The organism is Paraburkholderia sp. BR14312, from assembly GCF_040948675.1.
In the GTDB taxonomy this organism is placed as follows: Bacteria; Pseudomonadota; Gammaproteobacteria; order Burkholderiales; family Burkholderiaceae; genus Paraburkholderia; species Paraburkholderia nodosa_A.
In genome coordinates, this window is sequence record NZ_JBFPKI010000012.1 from 111,393 (window position 1) to 133,097 (window position 21,705).

19 protein-coding genes and 1 tRNA gene are annotated in these 21,705 nt (G+C 65.8%); 11 read left to right on the forward strand and 9 right to left on the reverse strand.

The features are described from left to right. Positions 1–5 precede the first annotated feature (5 nt). The 6 genes from AB3X98_RS30195 (at position 6) to AB3X98_RS30220 (ending at position 6,513) form a co-directional block, all read left to right on the forward strand. Entirely contained in the window at positions 6–1,190 is a 1,185-nt protein-coding gene (locus tag AB3X98_RS30195) for an acetyl-CoA C-acyltransferase (protein WP_368604988.1), read from the forward strand. Positions 1,191–1,252: 62 nt separating this feature from the next. Beyond that, a complete protein-coding gene (locus tag AB3X98_RS30200; protein ID WP_069261486.1) occupies positions 1,253–1,687 on the forward strand; it encodes a MarR family winged helix-turn-helix transcriptional regulator in 435 nt (144 codons plus the stop codon). A gap of 126 nt (positions 1,688–1,813) precedes the next feature. Continuing rightward, complete coding sequence (locus AB3X98_RS30205; protein ID WP_368604987.1) at positions 1,814–3,169, forward strand: TAXI family TRAP transporter solute-binding subunit; 1,356 nt, start codon at positions 1,814–1,816, stop codon at positions 3,167–3,169. Positions 3,170–3,395: 226 nt separating this feature from the next. Next, complete coding sequence (locus tag AB3X98_RS30210) at positions 3,396–4,757, forward strand: DUF3300 domain-containing protein (protein WP_368604986.1); 1,362 nt, start codon at positions 3,396–3,398, stop codon at positions 4,755–4,757. Positions 4,758–4,783: 26 nt separating this feature from the next. After that, positions 4,784–5,728, forward strand: a complete 945-nt coding sequence (locus AB3X98_RS30215) for a DUF2950 domain-containing protein (protein WP_368604985.1) — start codon at positions 4,784–4,786, stop codon at positions 5,726–5,728. A gap of 197 nt (positions 5,729–5,925) precedes the next feature. Further along, positions 5,926–6,513, forward strand: coding sequence for a YSC84-related protein (locus AB3X98_RS30220; protein WP_069261483.1), 588 nt, complete (start codon positions 5,926–5,928; stop codon positions 6,511–6,513). 123 nt (positions 6,514–6,636) lie between these two features. Here AB3X98_RS30220 and AB3X98_RS30225 read toward each other — a convergent pair whose 3' ends face one another. After that, complete coding sequence (locus AB3X98_RS30225) at positions 6,637–7,860, reverse strand: YeeE/YedE family protein (RefSeq protein ID WP_368604984.1); 1,224 nt, start codon at positions 7,858–7,860, stop codon at positions 6,637–6,639. A 331-nt stretch (positions 7,861–8,191) separates the two neighbouring features. Between AB3X98_RS30225 and AB3X98_RS30230 the strand changes: the two genes are divergently transcribed. Continuing rightward, positions 8,192–9,823 (forward strand): methyl-accepting chemotaxis protein, encoded by a 1,632-nt coding sequence (locus AB3X98_RS30230; RefSeq protein ID WP_368610363.1) that lies wholly within the window; start codon positions 8,192–8,194, stop codon positions 9,821–9,823. 166 nt (positions 9,824–9,989) lie between these two features. Beyond that, the gene (locus tag AB3X98_RS30235) at positions 9,990–11,237 is read left to right on the forward strand and encodes a D-amino acid dehydrogenase (protein WP_368604982.1); all 1,248 of its coding nucleotides are present in this window, start codon (positions 9,990–9,992) and stop codon (positions 11,235–11,237) included. 28 nt (positions 11,238–11,265) lie between these two features. Here the strand turns inward: AB3X98_RS30235 and AB3X98_RS30240 are convergent, their stop codons facing one another. The 7 genes from AB3X98_RS30240 to hcaE form a co-directional block, all read right to left on the reverse strand. Then, positions 11,266–12,228 (reverse strand): TauD/TfdA dioxygenase family protein, encoded by a 963-nt coding sequence (locus AB3X98_RS30240; protein ID WP_368604981.1) that lies wholly within the window; start codon positions 12,226–12,228, stop codon positions 11,266–11,268. Positions 12,229–12,441: 213 nt separating this feature from the next. Continuing rightward, positions 12,442–12,518, reverse strand: a tRNA-Val gene (locus AB3X98_RS30245). An 87-nt stretch (positions 12,519–12,605) separates the two neighbouring features. Continuing rightward, the gene (gene hcaD / locus AB3X98_RS30250; RefSeq protein WP_368604980.1) at positions 12,606–13,832 is read right to left on the reverse strand and encodes a 3-phenylpropionate/cinnamic acid dioxygenase ferredoxin--NAD(+) reductase subunit; all 1,227 of its coding nucleotides are present in this window, start codon (positions 13,830–13,832) and stop codon (positions 12,606–12,608) included. A gap of 13 nt (positions 13,833–13,845) precedes the next feature. Beyond that, a complete protein-coding gene (gene hcaB / locus AB3X98_RS30255) occupies positions 13,846–14,661 on the reverse strand; it encodes a 3-phenylpropionate-dihydrodiol/cinnamic acid-dihydrodiol dehydrogenase (RefSeq protein ID WP_368604979.1) in 816 nt (271 codons plus the stop codon). Further along, positions 14,661–14,981 carry a 3-phenylpropionate/cinnamic acid dioxygenase ferredoxin subunit gene (gene hcaC / locus AB3X98_RS30260; protein WP_069261476.1) on the reverse strand — a complete coding sequence of 107 codons (321 nt, stop codon included), beginning with the start codon at positions 14,979–14,981 and terminating at the stop codon, positions 14,661–14,663. Before hcaC ends, hcaB begins: the two co-directional genes overlap by 1 nt. Positions 14,982–14,983: 2 nt before the next feature. Continuing rightward, complete coding sequence (hcaF, locus tag AB3X98_RS30265) at positions 14,984–15,532, reverse strand: 3-phenylpropionate/cinnamic acid dioxygenase subunit beta (protein WP_368604978.1); 549 nt, start codon at positions 15,530–15,532, stop codon at positions 14,984–14,986. After that, positions 15,529–16,884, reverse strand: coding sequence for a 3-phenylpropionate/cinnamic acid dioxygenase subunit alpha (gene hcaE, locus AB3X98_RS30270; protein WP_368604977.1), 1,356 nt, complete (start codon positions 16,882–16,884; stop codon positions 15,529–15,531). Before hcaE ends, hcaF begins: the two co-directional genes overlap by 4 nt. A 124-nt stretch (positions 16,885–17,008) precedes the next feature. On the opposite strand from hcaE, the gene hcaR reads away from it, so the two are divergent. Beyond that, positions 17,009–17,887 carry a DNA-binding transcriptional regulator HcaR gene (hcaR, locus tag AB3X98_RS30275; RefSeq protein ID WP_368604976.1) on the forward strand — a complete coding sequence of 293 codons (879 nt, stop codon included), beginning with the start codon at positions 17,009–17,011 and terminating at the stop codon, positions 17,885–17,887. Here hcaR and AB3X98_RS30280 read toward each other — a convergent pair. Next, a complete protein-coding gene (locus tag AB3X98_RS30280) occupies positions 17,884–18,687 on the reverse strand; it encodes a DNA-binding transcriptional regulator (RefSeq protein WP_342946903.1) in 804 nt (267 codons plus the stop codon). The two genes, hcaR and AB3X98_RS30280, sit on opposite strands and share 4 nt — an antisense overlap. Positions 18,688–18,879: 192 nt before the next feature. On the opposite strand from AB3X98_RS30280, the gene AB3X98_RS30285 reads away from it, so the two are divergent. Then, positions 18,880–20,730 (forward strand): bifunctional 3-(3-hydroxy-phenyl)propionate/3-hydroxycinnamic acid hydroxylase, encoded by a 1,851-nt coding sequence (locus tag AB3X98_RS30285; protein WP_368604975.1) that lies wholly within the window; start codon positions 18,880–18,882, stop codon positions 20,728–20,730. A 2-nt stretch (positions 20,731–20,732) separates the two neighbouring features. Next, on the forward strand, positions 20,733–21,677 hold the full coding sequence (locus AB3X98_RS30290; RefSeq protein WP_069261470.1) for a 3-carboxyethylcatechol 2,3-dioxygenase: 945 nt from the start codon (positions 20,733–20,735) through the stop codon (positions 21,675–21,677). Positions 21,678–21,705 lie beyond the last annotated feature (28 nt).

Consider the following 21,705-nt stretch of genomic DNA (forward strand, 5'->3'; position numbering starts at 1 on the left):
CGACCATGAGTACACGCGAGATCGTTTTGTGCCAGCCGGTGCGTACGGCAATTGGCGGATTCAACGGTGCGTTCAAGGGCGTGCCGGCTACGGAGCTAGGCGCGGCGGCGGTGCGCGAAACGCTCGCGCGCGCGAAGCTCGACCCGGCGCGGCTCGGCTCCGTGGTGCTCGGCAACGTGGTCCAGGCGGGCAACAAGATGAATCCCGCGCGTCAGGCCGAGCTTGGCGGCGGCGTGCCGGTTCAGGTGCCCGCGCTCACGGTGAACCGCGTATGCGGCTCCGGTGCGCAAGCCGTTGCGAGCGCTGCGCAGGAAGTGATGCTGGGTCTTGCCGACGTCGCGCTCGCGGGCGGCATGGAGAACATGGACCGCGCGCCGTACTTGCTGGACGGCGGGCGGTGGGGCTATCGCATGGGCAACGCCGAGATTCACGACAGCATGCTGCGCGACGGCCTCGTCGATGCGTTTTCGGGCCAGCATTCGGGCTGGCATACGGAAGACCTCGTGACGCGGGCCGGGCTCACGCGTGCTGAACAGGACAACTGGGCCGCGCGTTCGCAGCAACGCTTTGCTGCCGCGCAAGCGGCGGGGCGCTTCAAGGAAGAAATCGTCGCGGTGGAGATCAAGGGCAAGAAGGGCATGGAGCGCATCGATACCGACGAAGCGCCGCGCCCCGACACGACGCTCGAAGGGCTCGCGAAACTGCGTCCCGCGTTTCGACCGGACGGCACGATCACGGCGGGCAACGCGCCCGGCCTGAACAGCGCGGCGAGCGCCATGCTCGTGGCCGAGCGCGGCTTTGCCGAAGCCGAGGGGCTCTCGCCGATGGTCAGGCTCGTGGCGTGGGGCGTCGCGGCGGTGGAGCCGGGCCTGTTCGGTCTTGGCCCCGTGCCCGCCGTGCAACTCGCGTTGGGGCGCGCCGGCTGGTCGCTGGCTGACGTCGAACGCTTCGAGATCAACGAGGCATTCGCGGCGGTGCCGCTCGCGGTCATGAAGCAGCTCGGCATTCCCGAGGACATCGTGAACGTGGAAGGCGGCGCGATCGCGCACGGCCACCCCATCGGCGCGACGGGTGCGATTCTCACCACGCGCCTCGCTTGGTCGATGCAGCGCGACGGGTTGCGTCGCGGCGTCGTGACGCTTTGCATCGGCGGTGGCCAGGGTATCGCGCTCGCGCTCGAGAAAGTATGATGGCCGGGCCACGTGAGGCGCGTGGGGCTGAGATACGAACTGGGTAACAGGCGGGGAACACGATGACGAAGCGGATCACACGCGAGGAATGCAACTGTTTTGCGCTGCGGCAGGCCGCGCGTTTCGTCACGCAGCTTTACGAGCGGCACCTCTCGCAGGCCGACGTGACCGCCGCGCAGTTCACCATCCTCTCTCGCCTCGCGGGCCGGCCCGACGCCACGGCCGCCGAACTCTCCGACGACCTCGTGATGGACCGCACGACGCTCGTGCGGGCGCTCAAGCCGTTGCAGCGCGACGGCCTCGTGCTCACGGCGGCGGCCGAGCACGACACCCGCACGCTGGTCTACCGGCTTTCGGCTGCGGGCTTGCGTCGCTACGACAAGGCGCATGCGTTATGGCTCGACGCGCAGGCCGAGTTCGAGCAGCACATGAAGCGCGACCGCGCGAAGGCGCTGCGCACCGAGCTGTTTGCCCTGACGAAGGCTGCGTCGGGCTGACACACCGGTTACCGCGCACGCGTTTCGTAAGCCCTTGAGGGAAGGCGGCCACGCCAGCAATCAGATCTGGCGCGAAAATGGCATCATGAGAATTCCAGGAGTCTGACGCTCTGCCGCCGGGTTCTCATGAGACGATATCGACCGCCGCCCAACTTTCTGCGTGACCACGCGCATCCAGCCTGGCGCGATATCGCGTTGACTACGCTGCCCGTGGCCCTGTTCTGCGCGATGGTCGTCGGCCTCGTCTTCTGGCTCGTCGATCCCGCGCCGCCGCGCACGATCACGATTAGCGCGGGCCCCGCCGACAGCTCCTTCATGCAGATGGCGCAAGCCTACCGCGCGATCCTCGCGCGCAATGGCGTGACGCTCAACATCCTCGAATCGGACGGCTCGGTGCAGAACCTGCAGCGCCTGCTCGATCCGCAGCAGCATGTGGATCTCGCGTTCGTGCAGGGCGGTGTCGCCGACGGTATCGACACACGCTCGCTGATGTCGCTCGGCAGCGTGGCCTATTTGCCTATCGTCGTTTTCTATCGCGGCTCGGGCCTCACACGGCTCTCCGAACTCGACGGCCAGCGCATCGCCATTGGCCGCGTGGGCAGCGGCACGCGCGAGCTGGCGCTCAAGCTGCTCTCCGCGAACGGCATCGATCCCGGCGGCGACTCCACGTTCCTGCCGCTCGACGGCATGGATGCGGCCACGGCGCTCGTCTCCGGCCGCGTGGAGGCCGCGATGCTGAGCGGCGACTCGACCACGCGCGCGCTCATGCTGCGTTTGCTCGATATTCCCGGCATCTCGGTGATGAGCTTCGACGAAGCGGCCGCTTATACGCGGCTCTTTCCGTATCTGGAGGACGTCGACCTGCCGCCCGGCGTGCTCGATCTGCGCAGGCGCCAGCCACGCGAAACGGTGCATCTGATCGGCCCGACCGTCGAACTCGTCGCGCGCGATACGCTGCATCCCGCGCTGTCCGATCTGCTCATCGAAGCGGCAGGCGAGGTGAACGGCGCGCCCGGCATCCTGCAGCGCGAGGGCCAGTTTCCGAGCCCGGCGGTGCACGACTTTCGCGTGAGCGAGGACGCCACGCGCTACTACAAGTCGGGCAAGAGCTTTCTCTATCGCGCGCTGCCGTTCTGGCTCGCGAGCGTGACGGACCGTCTGCTCGTGCTGCTGCTGCCGTTGGCCGTGCTCGTGATTCCCGCGTTGCGCACGATACCGGCGCTGTATCGCTGGCGCGTGCGCTCGCGCATTTATCGCTACTATGGCGCGCTCATCGCCATCGAGCGCGACGCGCGCATGCATACGAACGAAGAACAGCGGCGCGCGCTGATCGAAGAACTCGACGAGATCGAGCGATCCCTCAATACGCTGCGCATGCCGCTCGCGTTCGCCGATGCGTTTTACGTGTTGCGCGAACACGTGGGTTTCGTACGTATGCACTTGAATGCCGGCGAGTCGCAATCGCACTCCAGCGCGGTCTAATTCGTATTCACGATATTGTTACGCCCAACGTAGTTTCCTTCTCGTTGATGCACGTCGCTTAATCGCCGTGTTGCAACAGATCTTCGGTTGACACTGCGAGTCTCGCGCCTTTATTTTTTGTAGCCACGCCGTCGGGGCGTCGAGACAGTAAGGATCGCTTGAGGTTTGCGAATGTTCGATCCCTGCGCGTATCAGAACCATTGCTCGTAACCGGGAGGACCATAACGTGAAAACATCCGGTGCAAGCCAGCGTCTTGCCTGGCTCGTGTGTGCCACACTCGCGGGCGCGCCGCTCTTCGTGGGGCCGCTCGGGCCCACTGCCGCGCTTGCGCAGAACGCGGCGCATCTTTCGAATCAGCAGCTCGATTCCCTCACCGCGCCCATCGCGCTCTATCCCGACGCGTTGCTCGCGCAGGTCCTCATGGCCGCCACGTTCCCGCAAGACGTGTCCGCTGCCGCCGCGTGGACAAAGTCCAACCCGAACCTCAAGGGCGACGACGCAGTGAAGGCCGTCGCCTCGCAGCCGTGGGACCCGAGTGTGCAATCGCTCGTAGCGTTCCCGCAGGTGCTCGAAACCATGGCTTCGAAGCCCGACTGGGTCCAGCAGATCGGCAAGGCGTTTCTCGCGCAGCCCAACGACGTGATGGACTCGGTGCAGCGCCTGCGCGTGCAGGCGCAGAAGGCGGGCAACCTCAAGTCCAATGAGCAGCAAAAGGTCGTGGTCCAGCCGGCCTCGAGCACTTCGACCACGCAGACCATCGTGATCGAGCCTGCGAATCCGCAGGTGGTGTACGTGCCGACCTATAACCCCACGGTGGTTTTTGGCGTATGGCCGTATCCGGCCTATCCGCCCGTGTATATGCCACCGCCTCCGGGCTACGCCATCGCGTCGGGGTTCGTCGGCGGGCTCGCGTTCGGTGCCGGCATCGCGGTCGCGAATTCGTTGTGGGGCGGCTTCAACTGGAACAACCACGACGTGAACATCAACGTCAATCGCTACAACAACATCAACGTCAACAACCGCATCAACTCGAACAACGGCACGGCGAACTGGAATCGCAACGCCAATGTCGAGCGCCGCCAGAACTACAACAACGCGAACCTGAACGGACAGCGCAACCAGTACCGGGGCTACGACCAGTCGCGCTCGCAGGCTATGGAGACCCTGCAGAACCGCACCGGCCAGAACATGAGCGGCAATGCCCAGCAAAGACTCCAGGGCATCCAGGAAGGCGGCCGGCCGAATGCCAACGGCGGCAACGGGCTCAACAACCGCGCCCAGAATGGCGCGCAAAACGCCAACCGCGGCAACGAGCTGAATAACCGCGGGCAGAACAGCGCGCAAAACGCGAACCGCGCGAACGATCTCAACAACCGTGCACAGAGCATGAATCGCGACAACGCGTTACGCGGTGCGGGCGATGGCTCCAATGCGCGCCTCGAACAACAACGCGGCCAGCAAAGCCGTGAAGCGCTCCAGAGCCATGGCGGCTTCGACGGCGGCGGAGGCGGTGGCGGCTTCCATGGTGGTGGTGGCGGGTTCGGCGGTGGCGGCGGGGGTGGCGGACGTCACTTCGGCCGTCGATAACGTTGAATATCATGAGGAGTCTAAAAATGATCCGCATTTCCGCACGCCGCCTGCCACACGACTACGCGCTCGCGCTCGGTACGGCACTCGCCCTCTTTGGCGCGCCCGCACTGCTGCCCGCCCAGTTCGGCGGCGCCGCCGTCTACGCACAGGCCGTCTTCTCCACGCCCCAAGCCGCGGCGAACGCGTTCACCGATGCACTCGCGACCAACGACCAGGGCGCCATGAAGCGTGTGCTCGGCAACGATTTCACCGAGTTCATCCCCACGCAAAACATCGGTCAGGACGATATCGACGACTACCTTGGCGCCTGGGCGAAGGGTCATCGCGTCGTCCCTGATGCCACGCCGGTTGCCGGCAAGGCGAGCGCTCACGTCGAGGTGGGCGACAGCGGCTGGACGCTGCCCATCCCCATCGTGCAGTCGGGCACGGGCTGGCACTTCGACCCGCGTGAAGGCGCGAGCGAAATTCTCACGCGCCGCATCGGCCGCAACGAGCGTGCTGCCATGCTCACCTCGCTCGCCTACGTCGACGCGCAGAACGACTATCGCAAGCTCACGCAGCACTATGCGCAGCGCCTCGTGAGCACGCCGGGCACGCACGACGGTTTGTACTGGCCGGTCGAACCGGGCGAGACCGAAAGTCCGCTTGGGCCGCTCGCGGCAGCCATGCCGGGCAACGCGAAGATCACGCCGACCGAGGGGTATCACGGCTATCACTTTCGCATTCTCACCGCGCAGGGACCGCACGCCAGTGGCGGCGCGCGCAGCTATCTCGACAACGGGGATCTGAGCGGCGGTTTTGCGCTCGTGGCCTGGCCGGCGCAATACGGCAAAACCGGTGTGATGAGCTTCATCATCAACCAGGACGGCCAGCTTTATCAGAAGAACCTCGGGCCGAACGGCGCGCATACGGCAGCGGCGATCAAGGCATTCGATCCCGACTCGTCCTGGCAGGCCACTAAACCCTGATTGGCGATCCGCGGTCCGTCGGTGGGCATGATGTCCAGGTTTGTTCTCCAACGGACGCCTCACACGGAATTCGGGCACAATCAAGCCACGGCGACGTGGCTGTCGCCCGATGCGGGCTTTGGCCAACGGAAGCGGAGAGGTCGGGCATGTAGCTTGCTCAATCTTTCCCGCACTCTCATTCGTGTGGAGATAACCAAATGCAACGACGCAACTTCATGCTGACGGCGGCGGTGACCCTTGCCTCGGGCGGTCTCACGCTCGCGGGCTGCACCACCACGACGAATTCGAATTCCACGGCGTCGCAGAACATGTCCAAGCGGCAGTCGATCGACGCGTCTGTGGACGGCACCCTCTCGCGGCTGTATTCGACCGTGAAAGGCTCGCACGAACTCCTCGCGAAGTCGCGCGGCGTGCTGGTGTTCCCCGAAGTGCTGCAGGCCGGCTTCATCGTCGGCGCGCAGTATGGCGAGGGTGCGTTGCGCGTGGGCGGCGCCACGGTCGGCTACTACAGCACCGTGTCGGGCTCGTTCGGCCTGCAGGCCGGCGCTCAGTCGAAGGCGCTCATCTTCGCCTTCATGACGCAGGACGCACTCGACAAATTCCGCGCGACGGACGGTTGGGCGGCGGGGGCCGACGCTTCGGTCGCGCTCGTGACCGTGGGCGCAAACGGTGTCGTCGACACCAACACGGCCACGCACCCGGTCGAAGCCTTCGTGCTGACCAACGCGGGCCTGATGGCCGACGTCTCGCTGGCGGGCACCAAGGTCACGCGTCTGAATATCTGACAAGGCGCGCACCGGTAAAAAGCGCCGGATCATGTAAAAATGGGCAAGGCGCTCAAGCCTTGCCCTTCGTCATTTCTGCGCGGCTCGAACTGGCGCCGCCGCGTACGTCACCGCGTACGTCACTCAGCAGCCCATATTCTTCACACGCTCGACTTCGAGGCCGAACCACGGGCGCAGCTTCGTGCCGAGCACATTGCCCGCGAACGCGCACACGAGCCACAGCCAGCCGTGCAGGCTGCCCGATACGATGCCGCTGAAATACGCGCCGATATTGCAGCCGTAGGCGAGGCGCGCACCATAGCCAAGCAGCAGCCCACCGATCACGGCCGCCACGAGCGAGCGCAGCGGAATGCGCCACACCGGCGCGTAGCGGCCCGCGAGCGAAGCCGCTGCCATTGCACCGAGCACGATGCCGATGTCCATGACCGTGGTGACGTCGTGGCTTGCCGGGGCGGCGAGCGCGGCGGCGTTCGGGCCGGCCATCCAGTACTTCCAGCTCGCCACGTCGATGCCGAGCGTGGCGAAGCCCTTCGCGCCCCACAGCGCGAATGCCGAGGTCACGCCCCAGGGGCGGCCCGAGAGCGCGAGCGTCGCGAAATTCAGGATCGCGAGCGCGACCGCGCCGGCGAGCAGCGGCCACGGGCCATGCAGCCACGGGGAGCTGTGCGGCGCGCGCGGTTCGTTGACGAGGCGGCCGTGGCGGCGCTTTTCTACGAGCACGGTGAGCGCGGCGATGAGCGCAAACACGACGAGGTTGAGCGCAATGGCCGGCGCGGCGCCGAACGCGTTCACGAGCGAGAACGGCTTCAATTGCGGCATCGACGTCCAGAACGGCATGTGCGCCGTGGCGACCACGGAGCCCACGATAAAGGCGATGAGCGTCACGACCATGCGCGTGCTGCCGCCACCCACGGTGTAGAGCGTGCCCGAGGCACAGCCTCCCCCCAGCTGCATGCCGACACCGAACATGAACGCGCCGACGATGACCGATGTGCCCGCGGGCGAAACGAGGCCCGTGACCGGATGGCCGAAGAGCGAACCTGCCGCGAGCGCGGGGAAGAACAGCAGCACGCCGATGGCGAGCATGACCATCTGCGCGCGCAGGCCGGCGCCGCGCCCATCGGCGATGAATACGCGCCATGCCGAGGTGAAGCCGAACGCCGCGTGATAGAGCGTCATGCCGAGCAGCGCGCCGACCACGTAGAGCGCCGCCTGACGCCCGCTCACGGTCTGCGCGAGATATACCGCGCCGAGCGCGACGAGCAACAGCGCGATGCCTAGCGGCCTGGGATTGATGGAGTCGAGTCGGCGCGGCGCGCGCGCGAGCGGCGTGGAGAGGTCGGACATGGGAGCGGGGCAGCCCGGAAAGCCGCCAGGAAAATCAATCGATGAAAGCAAAACGATAGCACGAATCGCAAATCGGTCTGGCCGAGCCCCCGGGCCGGCTTTTCGCGACTCGCGTTGGGCCATGAGACATCGCCACAAACCCCGTCCAGACGGGGCTTTCCCAGACATTGGGACGAACCTGCGCCAAATCCCGCGAAGCCCTGCGCCCATCATGGATTTCCCCTATGCAGCGCCGCGCGCCGTCTGCCGTTAGGCGAGACGAGGTGCGAAGACGCGTGGGCCGCGCAAAGTCGCACTGGCTGGAAGATAAAAGAAACGCAACGGAGACCTCATGCTGGGAAATATCACCATTCGCCGTGGGCTAACGCTCGTTATCGGTATCTTCGTCGCGTTTCTGCTGACGGTGATCGGCGTGTCGTATGGCGCGCTCAAGATCACCAACGACAGCCTGCACGACGCCCAGCGCGGCGCGCAGTCGCTCGACGCCCTCAAGAGCAGTTCGGAACGCCTGCTCCAGGTGCGTCTCGCGCTCGGCGGCTACGAGACGCTCTTCAGCGTCGGCAAGGCCACGGACGGCTTGCTCGACAAGGCGCACGAGGTGCTCGTGAATTCGAACAAGGAATTCGCGCGCTACAGCGCCGGCCCGTTCGACGACCCCGAAGAGGCGCGCCTCGCCCAGGCCGTGAGCAGCGCGCGCGAGGCGCTCGTCTCGCAAGCGCTCGAGCCCGAGTACAAGTCGCTCGTCGACAACGATTTCAACACCTTCCGCACGATCCAGGGCGAAACCGCCGACCGCTACTACGGCGCCTACGCGAAGGCGATCGACGCGCTCGAGACCTGGCAAGCTACGCGCCAGCAGCAGGACGCCGACACCGCCGCGCAGCGCTTTCGCCTGTCGCTCATCGTGTTCGGCGTGATCGGCGTGGTGGGCGTGGCGATTGGCGTGTTCGCGCGCGTGGGGCTCGCCGCCGCCGTGGTCAAGCCGGTGAACCATGCGATCCGCCATTTCGAGCGCATCGCCGCGGGCGACCTCACGGTGGACGTGCGGGTGCGCTCGAAGAACGAGATGGGCCAGCTGCTGGGCGCGCTGCAGACCATGCGCGACGGCCTCGTGGGCACCGTCTCGCGCGTGCGCGGCAGCACGCACGAAATCACCCAGGGCGCGAAGCAGATCGCGTCGGGCAACGTCGATCTCTCGGATCGCACGGCGCAGCAGGCGGCGGCGCTCGAAGAAACGGCGGCGAGCATCGAGGAGCTTTCGGCGGCGGTGCGCCAGAACACGGACGGCGCGAAGGAAGCGAGCGGGCTCGCCCAGACCGCGCTCGAAACGGTCACGCGCGGCGCCGACGTGGTGGCCCGCGTGAACGCGACGATGAACGACATCACGGCCTCGTCTCAGAAGGTGGAGGAGATCACCGGCATCATCGAGGGCATCGCGTTCCAGACCAACATCCTCGCGCTCAATGCGGCGGTGGAGGCGGCGCGCGCGGGCGAGCAGGGCCGCGGCTTCGCGGTCGTGGCGAGCGAGGTGCGCAGCCTCGCGCAGCGCTCGGGCACGGCGGCCAAGGAGATCAAGGAGCTGATCGCGGCCTCGGCGGCGACCGTCGGCGCGGGCGCGCGCCTCGTGGAAGACGCGCGCCGCACCATGGAGGAGGCGCGCAGTGCGGTGGCGCGCGTGAGCGGGATCATGAGCGAGATCGAAACCGCGACGCACGAGCAGAGCGACGGCATCGAACAGGTGAACCGCGCGATTGCGCAGATCGACGAGGTCACGCAGCGTAACGCGGCGCTCGTGGAGGAAGCGGCGGCGGCCGCGCAGTCGCTCGAATCGCAGGCCGATCTGCTGCGCGAGGCCGTAGCGGTGTTCAATCTGGGCAGCGCGGGGCAGGCCGGTACGCGTCCGGCGCAAGCCGCTGCGGCGGACGCGCGCGCGGCCCGCGGGAGTACGCCGGCGCTGGCCTGAGCCAGCCGTGGCGGGTTGTCCTTGCCGTTGCAAGGACAACCTCCGGCCGCTTTAACCTGAGGTTATACCCCGCGCGCAATTCGCAATTGAGTTCCCCATCGTTCCCGGCGAGACTGGCGGCATAGGCCGTCAGGGTTTGGTCGTCAGCGAAAGAGAACAAGGGATCATGCGAGTTTGCGTTTTAGGCGGTGGGGTGATTGGCGTAAGCACGGCGTACGCGCTCGCTCGCGATGGGCACGAAGTCACGCTGGTCGAGCGCCATGCCGATGTGGCGCGCGAAACGAGCCACGCCAATGGCGGGCAGCTCAGTTACAGCTACGTCGCGCCGCTCGCGGACCCCTCCGCGCTGCCCAAGCTGCCGCAATGGCTCTTCTCGCGCGACGCCGCACTGCGTTTCGTGCCGCGGCTCGATCCGCACCAATGGCGCTGGTGCGCCGCGTTCCTGCGTGCGTGCACGCGCGCACGCAGTCGCGCGACCACGGCCGAATTGCTCAGCCTCGGCTTTTTGAGCCAGCGACTCATGCACGAGGTGGTCGAGCGCGAAGCGCTGTCATTCGACTACGTGCGCAACGGCAAGCTCGTGGTGTATCGCGACGAGCAAGGGTTTGCGCTTGCGCGCCGCCAGGCGCATTACCAATCGACGCTGGGCTGCGTGCAACACGCGCTCGACGGCGCGGCGTGCGTCGCGCTCGAACCCGCGCTCGCGCATATCGGCGCGGAGATCGTGGGCGGCATTCACACGCCAGGCGAAGAGGCCGCCGACTGCGATCAGTTCACGCGCGGCCTTGCACAAGCGGCACAGCGCGACGGCGTCAACCTGCAACTGGCGACCGAGTTTTCCGGACTGCGAACGAAAGGGCTGCGGGTGGTCGCCGCGCAGACCTCGCAGGGCGACATCGAAGCCGACGCTTTCGTGGTGTGCCTGGGTTTTCAGAGCCAGCCGATGCTCGCCTCGCTCGGCGTGCACGTGCCCGTGTATCCGCTCAAGGGCTACAGCCTCACGCTCCCCAATGCAAATGCGCAGGGCGCGCCGCGCGTCTCGGTCACGGATGCGCATCACAAGGTCGTCTACGCTCCGCTCGGCGAGCGACTGCGCATTGCAGGCATGGTCGATCTCACAGGCATGAACCCGCACGCCGACGACGCCCGCATCGCGCTGCTCACTCGCCAGGCGCGCGAAACCTTCCCCAACGCCGGCGACTACGACGCCATGCAGACGTGGACCGGCATGCGTCCCGCCACGCCGGACAGCAAGCCGGTGATCGGCGCCACGCACTTTCGCAACCTGTGGCTCAACACGGGGCACGGCGCGCTCGGCTTCACGCTCGCGCTCGGCAGCGCACAGCTGCTCGCCGATCTGCTGGCGGAGCGCGAGTTGCCGATCGACGGCGACGCCTTCGCGCCGGGCCGCTGATCTGGCTCGCTGATTCGCCAACGCGGCGCTACTGCAGCGTCGCGCCTTCCTCGCGCACGACCACGCTCGTGCGTCCGTCGATGCTCACCGGCACTTCGCCGCGCACGGTCGCGCGCCGGACGACGCGGCGCGCGTCGCCGTAGTCGTTGATCGCGTAGTGCTGCGTGGCGCGGTTGTCCCAGATCGCGACGTCGCCTTCCTGCCAGTTCCAGCGCACCGTGTTTTCGAGCCGCGTGACATGCTCGTGGAACACCTGCAGCAGATGCGCCGAATCGGACGACGAGAGACCTTTGAGCCGCTGCACGAAGTGGCCGAGCACGAGCGTGCGTTCGCCCGTTTCCGGATGCACGCGCACCACGGGATGTTCGGTTTCGTACACCTTCGACGTGAAGACTTCGCGGTAACGCTTGAGCTGCGCGCTGTCCGCGTTCGTGTGCGTGGACGCGTAGTCGTAGGCGTTGGTGTGGAGCGCCCAGAGCGTATCGGCGAGCGCGCGCAGGGGCTCGGGTAGTTGCGCGTACGCGGTGGCCGTATTGGCCCACACCGTGTCGCCGCCAAACGGCGGAATCACCACGGCGCGCAGGATCGAGACTTTCGGGTAGGCGTCGACGAAGGTGACGTCGGTGTGCCACGAGTTGGCGCGCGCGCCGTGCAGCGAATCGAGTTCCAGCAGGCTGCCGCCTTCCACCGAGGGCACCGTGGGGTGCGCGACCGTTTCGCCGAAGCGCCGCGCGAAGGCTTCCTGCGCGGTATCGTCGAGATGCTGCTGGCCACGGAAGAACAGCACCTTGTGGCGCAGCAAGGCGGCGTTGATCGCGTCGAACGTGGCGCTGTCGAGATCGGCATGAAGACGCACACCGTCGATGCGCGCGCCGATGCGGCCCGCGACCTGATGGAGGTCTAGCGTGGTACTGGCGTGTTGCTGCGTGGAGGAATGCAGATGCGCAGACGGAACGGAAACGGCGGGGCGCTGCGTGTGAACGTCGGACATCGAAAGTCTCCTCGGCTGGACGTGGAACGTCCATTCAAGCAGGCTTGCGCCGCGAGAAGAACTGACGATTTCTGCGAAGCTATGCGAGCGTTAGTGCGCTATGGATAGCTGCGTGTGTGATTAGCGCGCACCAAAAGAAAATGACGCAGACCCGCGAGGGAATGCGTCATTCACAAGATGCTGCAAGGTACAGCTTCTTTACTGCATGTTCGTTGGTAGGCTCGATTGGATTCGAACCAACGACCCCCACCATGTCAAGGTGGTGCTCTAACCAACTGAGCTACGAGCCTGTCGAGGCGCGAATTATAGAGACACTCGCGCGCGCTTGCAAGCGCTTTTCTCGAATCGGGTGAAACGCCGGGTTTTCGGGTGTGCGCCTAGGCGAATTCGCGCGCCAGATTGCGCAGGTTATGCGTGGGATCGGCGAGCGTTTCGCGGGCGATGCGCGCGCGCTTGCCGATCAGCGCTTTGGCGCTGCGCATGTCGCGACCCTGATTCACGGTGATCGCGCCCACCAGCGCGCCTTCGCCGTCGAGGCCGAACAGAACGCAGGGCGGCGCTTGCAGCGAACCACGCGTGAGCCATTCAGGCGCAGTCATGTCGCCCGCGAACTGGATGTTGAGGCCGCATTGATCGGTCCAGAACCAGGCCGCTTGCCAGGCTTCGGGTTCGAGGCCGAGCATTGCGCGCGCCGCCGTTTGCGCCTGACGGTTCGCGTTCTCCCACGTTTCGCGGCGCTGGTGGTGGCCGCTTGTCTCGTCCCACTGGCTGGCGGCGTCGCCGGCTGCGTAGATGTGCGCGTGCGAGCTGCGACACCGCGCGTCGATCACGATGCCGTTGTCGATTTGCAGGCCTGCTTTGCGAGCGAGCGTGGTTTCGGGTTCGACGCCGATGCCGTAGACCACCGCGTCGCCGGTAATGCGTGTGCCGTTTTCGAGCGTCAGCACGAGTTCGCCGTTCTCGCGAGTGGCTGACGCGAGCGGCGAGCCCAGATGCAGTGTCACCCCCCGCGCGCGATGCACGTCGCACAGATGCTCGGTAAGCAGCGGCGGAGCGCAACGCGCCATCGCACGCGGCGCCTGTTCGATCACGGTGACTTCCGCGCCGAGATCGACCGCGCTCGAAGCGAGTTCGAGACCGATCACGCCCGCGCCCACCAGCAGCACGCGCTTGCGCGCTTGAAGCACGGGTATAAGGCGTTGCGCGTCCTCCAGCGTACGCAGCGTGTAGACGTTCTCGCCCAGCGCGTCGAGCATCGGCAAGCGCCGCACGCGCGCGCCCGTGGCGAGCAGCAGTTCGTCGAAGGCGATCGATTCGCCGTTCGCGAGCGTGACGATGCGCGCCTGCGCGTCGAACTCGGTCACGGCCACGCCGAGCTTCAACTCGATGTTCTGCTCCGCGTAGTAGCCTTCGCTGTGAATCGCACAGCGCGCGGTTTGCGGTTGCAGCAGCACGTCCTTCGAAAGCGGCGGCCGTTCATAAGGCGCGTGCGCTTCCTCGCCGATCAGTACGACGCGGCCCGCATAGCCTTGCTGGCGCAATTCGGCGGCGGCGAGCGCGCCCGCCTGGCCCGCACCGACGATGACGATAGTCGAGACGTTCATGATCTGTTTCCCGTTACAGATGCAGGCCGCCCGCCGCGTGACGGATGCCGCGAATGCCGAGGCCGGCGTCCGCATTGATCATCACGCCGCTCAGCACGCGATTGTTCGCGCGCGAAGCAAGCATCACGTAGGGCCCGGTGAAATCCGCAGGCTGCGGGAAGAACTGCAGCGGCAGGATCCCCGCAATCGCTTCGGGCGAACGCGAATCCATGATGCGCAAGTCCTGCTGGCCGAGCGAAGCGGGGCCGCGCAAATCGCTCGCCATGCCACAAGGGCCGACGCCGTTCACACGCACCTTGGGCGCGAGTTCGTAGGCCAGCTGGCGGATGATGCCCACGGCCGCATGCTTGCTCGCCGTGTACAAGGGACCGCCGCCGCCCGGATAGAACGAAGAGTTCGAGAGCGTGAAGATCATGCTGCCTTCGCTCGCGATGAGCGCGCGAGCCGCCGCTTTCGCGCCGAGCAGATAGCCCTTCACATTGATCGAGAAAAGCTCTTCATAACCGCTGTCGAGCTGCGCCGGCGAGAGATCGACGAGGCTCGAAGCATGATCCCAGATCGCTGCGTTGCCGATGAAGATGTCGAGCTTGCCGAACGCTTCGACGGCGGCGCTCACGGCGCGCTCGTTGTCGGCGTACGAGGTCACGTCGCCCTGCACGGCGACGACGTTTTGCGCACTGAAGCGCGCTTGCAGCGCCGCGACTTTCTCTGCCGAACGTTCGAGCACCGCCACGCGCGCGCCTTCGTCGAGAAAGCGTTCGAGGAGTGCAAAGCCGAGTCCCGAGCCACCGCCCGTGATCAGCGCGACTTCGTTATCGAGCCAGCCCATTACGCGGCCTCCGGAACGTCGACGAAAACCGCGCCGTCAACGCACGTGACAGGGAACGTCTTGAGCGCTTCGGTCGCAGGCTGGCACAGGGCCGTGCCGGTCTTCAGACAAAAGCGTGCGGCATGCAGCGGACATTCGACGGTGCCGTCGTCTTCGATATAGCCTTCGGACATCGAGGCATTGCCATGCGAGCAGCGGTCGTTCAGCGCGAAAAGCTCGCCGTTCACCTTGAATACGGCGATCGCGGCGGACGGGCCGTCCACCTTGATCGCTTCGCCATCGGACAACGCGTCGTCCTGGCAGACAAAAATACGGGCCATGATCAGAAAAGCACACTCAGGTTATGGGAAGTGAGCACCGCCTGGTCCAGCGTGATTTCACGGTTGGACACCTGCCAGCCTCGCGAGCCCTCCACGCGGCGCACGCGGTCGATGCGGCGGCCCACGTAGAACGTCTCGTCGCGTTCCTTCTGCGAGCGGTAGAGCGCGTAGTTCACGTGTGCCTCGTATTCGCCGGGCGTTTCGGTGGTGAACGCTCGCAGGTTCGTCACGAGATGGCGGGTGCGCGAAGGCGGTTCTTCCGCCCACGCCATGCCGGTTTCGAGACGCGCCACGCGGCGCTCGAGCTGGAAATGCGTGTCGTTGAAGATCCACGTGGTGGGCGGCTGCACGCCGCGCCGGCGGTCGCGCGTTTGCGCGTTGACGGTCGTGCGCATGGTGTAGCGAATGTCCTTCGCCATGAGGTCGAGCCATGCGCGAAAGCGCCAGCCGTCGAGCAGCGCCGCTTCGTCAAAGAGGAATTGCTCGATTTCATGATGCAGTTCGAGACCCACGCGCGTGGGCGTGAAAACCGGTTCGGCGACTTCGCTCATTTGAGCACCTCCGCTTCGTAGCGCGCGGTGCGCTCGTTCACTTCGTCCCACGTTTCGGAAATCAGCAGGTCTGCCCAGCGCCGGTACATGCCGCGCGCCGCCGTCTCCGAAAAAATGTAGTTCGTCATGCCAGGTATGCCGTCTTCGCGTACGCGCTCGTTGCCGAGGCCCATTTCGAGACATAGCTTCGTTTTGCGCGCGCGGCTACCGCGCAGCACCTTCTGCACTTCAGCCCAGTTTTCCGAGTCGTCCTGTTCGAGAAAGCCTGCGGGCCCGAACGCGCGCGTCGCGCTGCGCTCGAAGGCGGCCTTGACTTCATCGGACGCTGCCTTGTCGGCAATACAGAACGCCCACACTTCCACCTGGTTCGGCCCGCGCGGGTGCCACACGCGCAGCGTGGCCGTGCCGTTGAGCCACGAAAGCGTCGGGAACATGTTGTTGTGGCCCGCGAGACGCATTGCGCGCACCTTGCCCAGGCGCGCTTCGGCTTCGGCATAGGTGTCGCGGAAGTACTGCGAGACTTCGCCGTCCACCCACACGTTCGCGTCGGGCTGCTCGGTGAAGAAGAAGCCGCTACCATGGCCCGCCTGGCCATACTGCAGCGCGTCTTTCGCGGTCTCCCACACGGGGCGCGCCGTTTGACCCGCGCCCAGCGCCTTGTCGGCCGCACCTTCCTTTGCGCCGAGCACCTCGATGGCGGACGCATGCGTGAAGAGTGCGTGATACTGATCGCTCGCAAACTGCTCGGCCGGGAATTTCCAGTTGCAGTCGATCACCCACTTGTGCACGCCGCCCACGATTTCGGTCCCGCCTTCGCGTCGGTCGAGCACGCCGTCGAGATACCAGGCGATGTCGCCCATATAGGTTTCGAGGTCGGGCGCGTTCGCGTCCCAGTTGCCGAACACGAGGCCCTTGTACACGGCCACGCGCGTGACTTCCTGCAAGCCCCATTGCTCCTTGCACAGGCCCTGCGGATAGGCGCGCGATTCGAGCGGCACGTCGATGAGCGCGCCGTCCACGCCGTACGACCAGCCGTGATACGGACACGTGAACGCGCGCGTGTTGCCGCAATCGGCGTGGCTCACGCGCATCGAGCGATGGCGGCACTGATTGAGGAAGGCCTTGATCGAGCCGTCCTTCTGGCGCACCACGACGATGGGGTCTTCGCCCATGTAGGTATTGAAAAAGTCGCCGGCTTTCGGTATTTGACTGACGTGGGCGAGAAAGAGCCAACAGCGGCCGAAAATGCGCTCGAGTTCGAGCGCGTAAATGTCGGGGTCGGTATAGATCGACGACGTGACGCGACCATTTTGCGCGTCGACGAGTGCATCGATGTCGATGATTGCGGACATGCGAGTCTCCTCCGTGGCAGCATTCTCCTTTTGGCGGAGAACGCAGACGGATGATCGTTGCTCGCTCTGCCGATGTGAAATATTTTGTTTGTTGCCACTAAGACTTCAAAACGATAAATCGAGCATGGAACTGAGACACCTGCGCTACTTCATTGCCGTTGCCGACGAGCTGAGCTTCACGCGCGCGGCGCAGCGCCTGCATACGGCGCAGCCATCGCTGAGCCAGCAGATCCGCAATCTGGAAGACGAAGTGGGCACGCCGCTCTTCGAGCGCACGCGCCGCAAGGTGGAATTGACGGACGCGGGCAAGGTGTTTCTCGCCGAGGCGCGTCTCGTGGTGGCGCAGGCCGACCGGGCAGTGGCGCGTGCACGCCAGGTGGGGCAGGGGCGCGCGACGGTGACGATCGGTTTCGTGCCCGCCGCGGAGATCCGGGTTTTCCCGGTGATTTTGCCGCGTTTGCGATTGCGCTTTCCCGAGGTCAATGTCGAGTTGCGCAGCCTGCCGACGGCCGAGCAGGAAGACGCGCTGCTGCGCGGCGATATCGACGTGGCGTTCATGCGGCGGCCCGTTTTGTCGCCTGAATTGCGCAGCGAAGTCGTGCTCACCGAGCCGCTCGTGGTGGTGCTGCCGAGCGGCCATCCGCTCGCGAAGCAAGCGCGCATCGCACCGGCGCAGCTGAGCGGCGAGCCGTTCATCAGCACGCATCCGCAGTTCTCGGGGCAGGTGCACAGTGTGGTCGAGGCGTATTGCGAGGCGCACGGAATCGAGCGCAAGGTGGCTCAGGTCGCGACCAATATTCTGCTCAATCTGAATCTCGTGGGGATGGGGCTCGGCTATGCGCTCCTGCCTGCGTATGTCTCGTCGCTCACGAGCAGCGCGATCTGCACGCGCCCGCTGGAAGGCGAGCCGCCCACCATTGACTTGCTGATGGTGTCGCGCAAAGAACCGCATGCTGCGGAGCTTGAAGCGCTATTCGAACTCGTGCGCGAGAACGAAGCTTAACGCTTCGTGGTTTCCTCCTGCGCCTCCAGTGCCGTCACCATTTCCTGCGCGGCGCGCTGCAACTCGGGCACGAAGCGGCGCACGGCCTCTGCCGGATTGATGGCCTGCTCCAGGTAGATCACGTTCAGGCTCGCGAGCACGCGCCCATGCGCCTCGATGGCCGTTGCGAGCGCACCGATCTTGCGCTGGTCGGCCCAGTCGCCGTGGTTCGAGCCGAAGCCGTCGGCGCGCGTCTGGCGCACGAGATTGCGGATATAGGCCGCGTCGCCGGCGAGTTTTTGCTGCTGCTCGCCGCCCGCCCCCGCGCGCAATAGTTCGAGAATGTCCTCGCGCTCGGCCTCGGGACACATCGCAAAGTACACGCGGCCAGCCGCCGTGAGCAGGATCGGCAGACGGCGGCCCACCATCGCGCGGTGAAACGAAAGCGGGCTGAAGCGGTGCGTGGTCTCGCGGATCACCATGGAGTCGCCGTCGGGCGTCGTGAGATCCGATGGCCACACGGTGCGCTGGAGCATTTGCGCCATGATCGGCGGCGCGATGGTCGCGATCAGCTCGTCGTCGGTGAAGCCTTCGCTCAGGCCGCGCACGTTCATCGTCAGACGAAAGCTGTCGTCGGAAGCGCTGCGGCGCACGAACTTTTCCTCTACCAGGGTTTCCAGCAGGCGCCTCACCGTCGTGCGATGCAGGCCCGTTGCCTCGCTCAACTGCTGGCTCGTGGCGCGCCCGTTCTCCATGGCGTTGAGCGCCTGGAGGACCTGCAGGCCGCGCGCCAGTCCCCGCACGTTTGCATACTTCGTCATCAAAAACGCCTTAAAAATCAGGTGTGTGCATTCTATGCACATTTCTCTAAAAATGTTGAGCGCGCATCGGGCGGAACCTAGACTCGCTTCCATTCACCGCACTGTGACAGAACGTCCACCCGGGTGATCCGTTTTCAGGCACCACCTGTCAGCATCCGCAGCGGCTCCATAAGCCGCGCGAGAAGGAGACACATGAACACCCCCCTCGCCCACGAGGCGGATACCGTCCGCCCTCGCCAGATTGCCACCGACGTCGCCATCATCGGCGCGGGTCCGGTCGGCCTCATGATCGCCAATATTCTCGGCCTGCAAGGCGTGCGTGTCACGCTCGTCGAGAAGCTCGACCAGATCATCGACTACCCGCGCGCCATTGGTCTGGATGACGAAGCATTGCGCGTGTTCCAGTCCATTGGTCTTGCCGATGCGCTGCTGCCGCATACCACGCCCGACCACTGGATGCGCTTCGTCACGAAAGACGGCCATTGCTTCGCCTCGATCGAGCCGCGCACCGACGAATTCGGCTGGCCGCGCCGCAACGCGTTCATTCAGCCGCTCGCCGATCGCGTGCTGTATGAAGGGCTCGCGCGCTTCGAGCACGTGGATGTGTTGTTCGGCCACACGGTCAACGCATTCGAGCAGGACACGCAGGGCGTGACGATCGACGTGAGCGACGCGAACGGCGAGCGCCGCACGATCCGCGCAGCGTACCTGGTGGGCGCGGACGGCGGCAACAGCTTCGTGCGTCGCGCGCTGAACGTGCCTTTCGAAGGCCGGACGAAGCCGAATCAATGGATCGTGGTGGACGTGCGCAACGACCCCATCGGCTCGCCGCATATCTATATGCATTGCGATCATCAGCGCCCGTATGTGTCGGCTGCGCTGCCGCACGGCATTCGCCGCTTCGAATTCATGGTGATGCCGGGCGAGACGGAAGAAGAACTCTCGAAGCCCGAGAACATGGCCGCGCTGATCCGCAAGGTGGTGGCGGACCCCGACAAGGTCGACTACATCCGCAAGCGTGTGTACACGCACAACGCGCGTCTCGCCGAAACGTTCCGCGTGGACCGCGTGCTGCTCGCGGGCGACGCGGCGCACATCATGCCGGTGTGGCAGGGCCAAGGTTACAACAGCGGCATTCGCGACGCGAACAACCTGGGCTGGAAGCTCGCGATGGTCGCGAAGGGCCAGGCTGATGGGCGCCTGCTCGACAGCTATACGGTGGAGCGTCGCGCCCACGCGCGCTCGATGATCCACCTCTCCGAAGTGGCGGGCGATATCTTCGCCCCCACCACGCGCTTTGGCGCGCGCTTTCGCGACACGTTCGTGCGCTACATGAATGTGTTCCCTTCGGTGAAGCGTTACTTCGTGGAAATGCGCTTCAAGCCGATGCCGCGCTACGAAGCGGGCATCGTGCTGCTGCCGCCGCCGCAAAAGACGGGCGGCTGGTTCGCCAGCCTGCTGGAGCGCTCGGGCAACTCGGCGCCGGGCCGCCTGCTCGGCCTGATGAGTCAGAAGCGCGACTCGCTGATCGGCCGCCTCGCGTATGGCCGCGATCCGCTCGCGGCGTCGCCCGTGGGCCGCATGTTCATCCAGCCGCGCGTGCGTCTTGCCGATGGCCGCGTGGTGCGCCTCGACGACGCGATCGGCAACGGCTTCGCCGTGCTGGCCTGGGGCGCGGACCCGACCTTCGGCCTCACGCCGCAAGCCCGCGCATTGTGGGAGCGCCTGGGCGCCCGCTTCATCTTCGCGAAGCCCGACGTGCAGCTCGAATACGCCGACGACGTGCCCGAGGGCGTGCTCGCGCTCGGCGACGTGCAGGGCCGCCTGAAAGAGTGGTTCAGCCGTCTGCCCGAATCCGTCGTGCTGCTGCGCCCGGACCGCTTCGTCGCGGCCGTCTGCACGCCGCAACAGGTCTCGGACGCGATCGTCGAACTCGCGGGCAAGCTCGGCATGGCCGAAGCCGCCTTGCATGCGGCGAGCGCCGCTGCCCCGCAAAACCGTCCCGTGCGCGGCGTGGCCGTTGCGCGCACAGCAGGAGCATGAGCATGCCGATTCACCTCGAATGTCTGTCGCATACGCCGTTGCATGGCTATTTCGATCCGCTGCCTGACGTGGTGGCGGAAGTCGAACGGGTCGGCCGCGCCGCGCGCGAACGCGTGGAAGCCTTCAACCCGGACGTGATCGTTGCGTTCGCACCGGATCACTTCAACGGTTTCTTCTACGACGTGATGCCGCCGTTCTGCATCGGCGCGCGCGCGGATGCGATCGGCGACTTCAAGAGCATGGCCGGTACGCTGCCGGTGCCCGAAGCGCTTGCGCACAAGCTCGCCGAAAGCGTGCTCGCCGCCGATATCGACGTGGCGCTCTCGTACCGCATGCAGGTCGATCACGGCTGCGCGCAGGCGCTGGAAGTGCTCACGGGCGCTCTCGACCGTTATCCGGTGATTCCGGTGTTCATCAACTCCGTGGCGCCGCCCATGGCGACGCTGCGCCGCGCACGACTGCTCGGCGACGCGATTGGCCGCTTCTTCTCGCGAAGCGACACGCGCGTGCTCGTCGTGGGCTCGGGCGGCATTTCTCACGAGCCGCCGGTGCCGGAGCTGTTCGGCGCGACACCGGAAGTGGCCGAACGTTTGATCGCGGGCCGCAATCCCTCGGCGGATTCGCGCGCGGCACGTCAGGCGCGCACCGTGGCCGCGGCGAAATCGTTCACGGCGGGCGACAGCCATCTTCATCCGCTCAATCCCGAATGGGACCGCGCGTTCCTCGCGCGCCTTGCATCGGGCGAGTTGACTTCCGTGGACGGCATGACGAACGCGGCTATCACGCGTGACGGCGGCAAGTCGGCGCACGAGATTCGCACGTGGGTCGCGGCATTCGGCGTGCTGGCCGCTTACGGCCCGTATCGCGCTTCGCTCGACTACTACCGCGAAATTCCCGAGTGGATTGCGGGTTTCGCCACCATGCATGCCACGCCCGACGCGGCTTGATAGGACAGTACGGACTCCGGAGAATCAA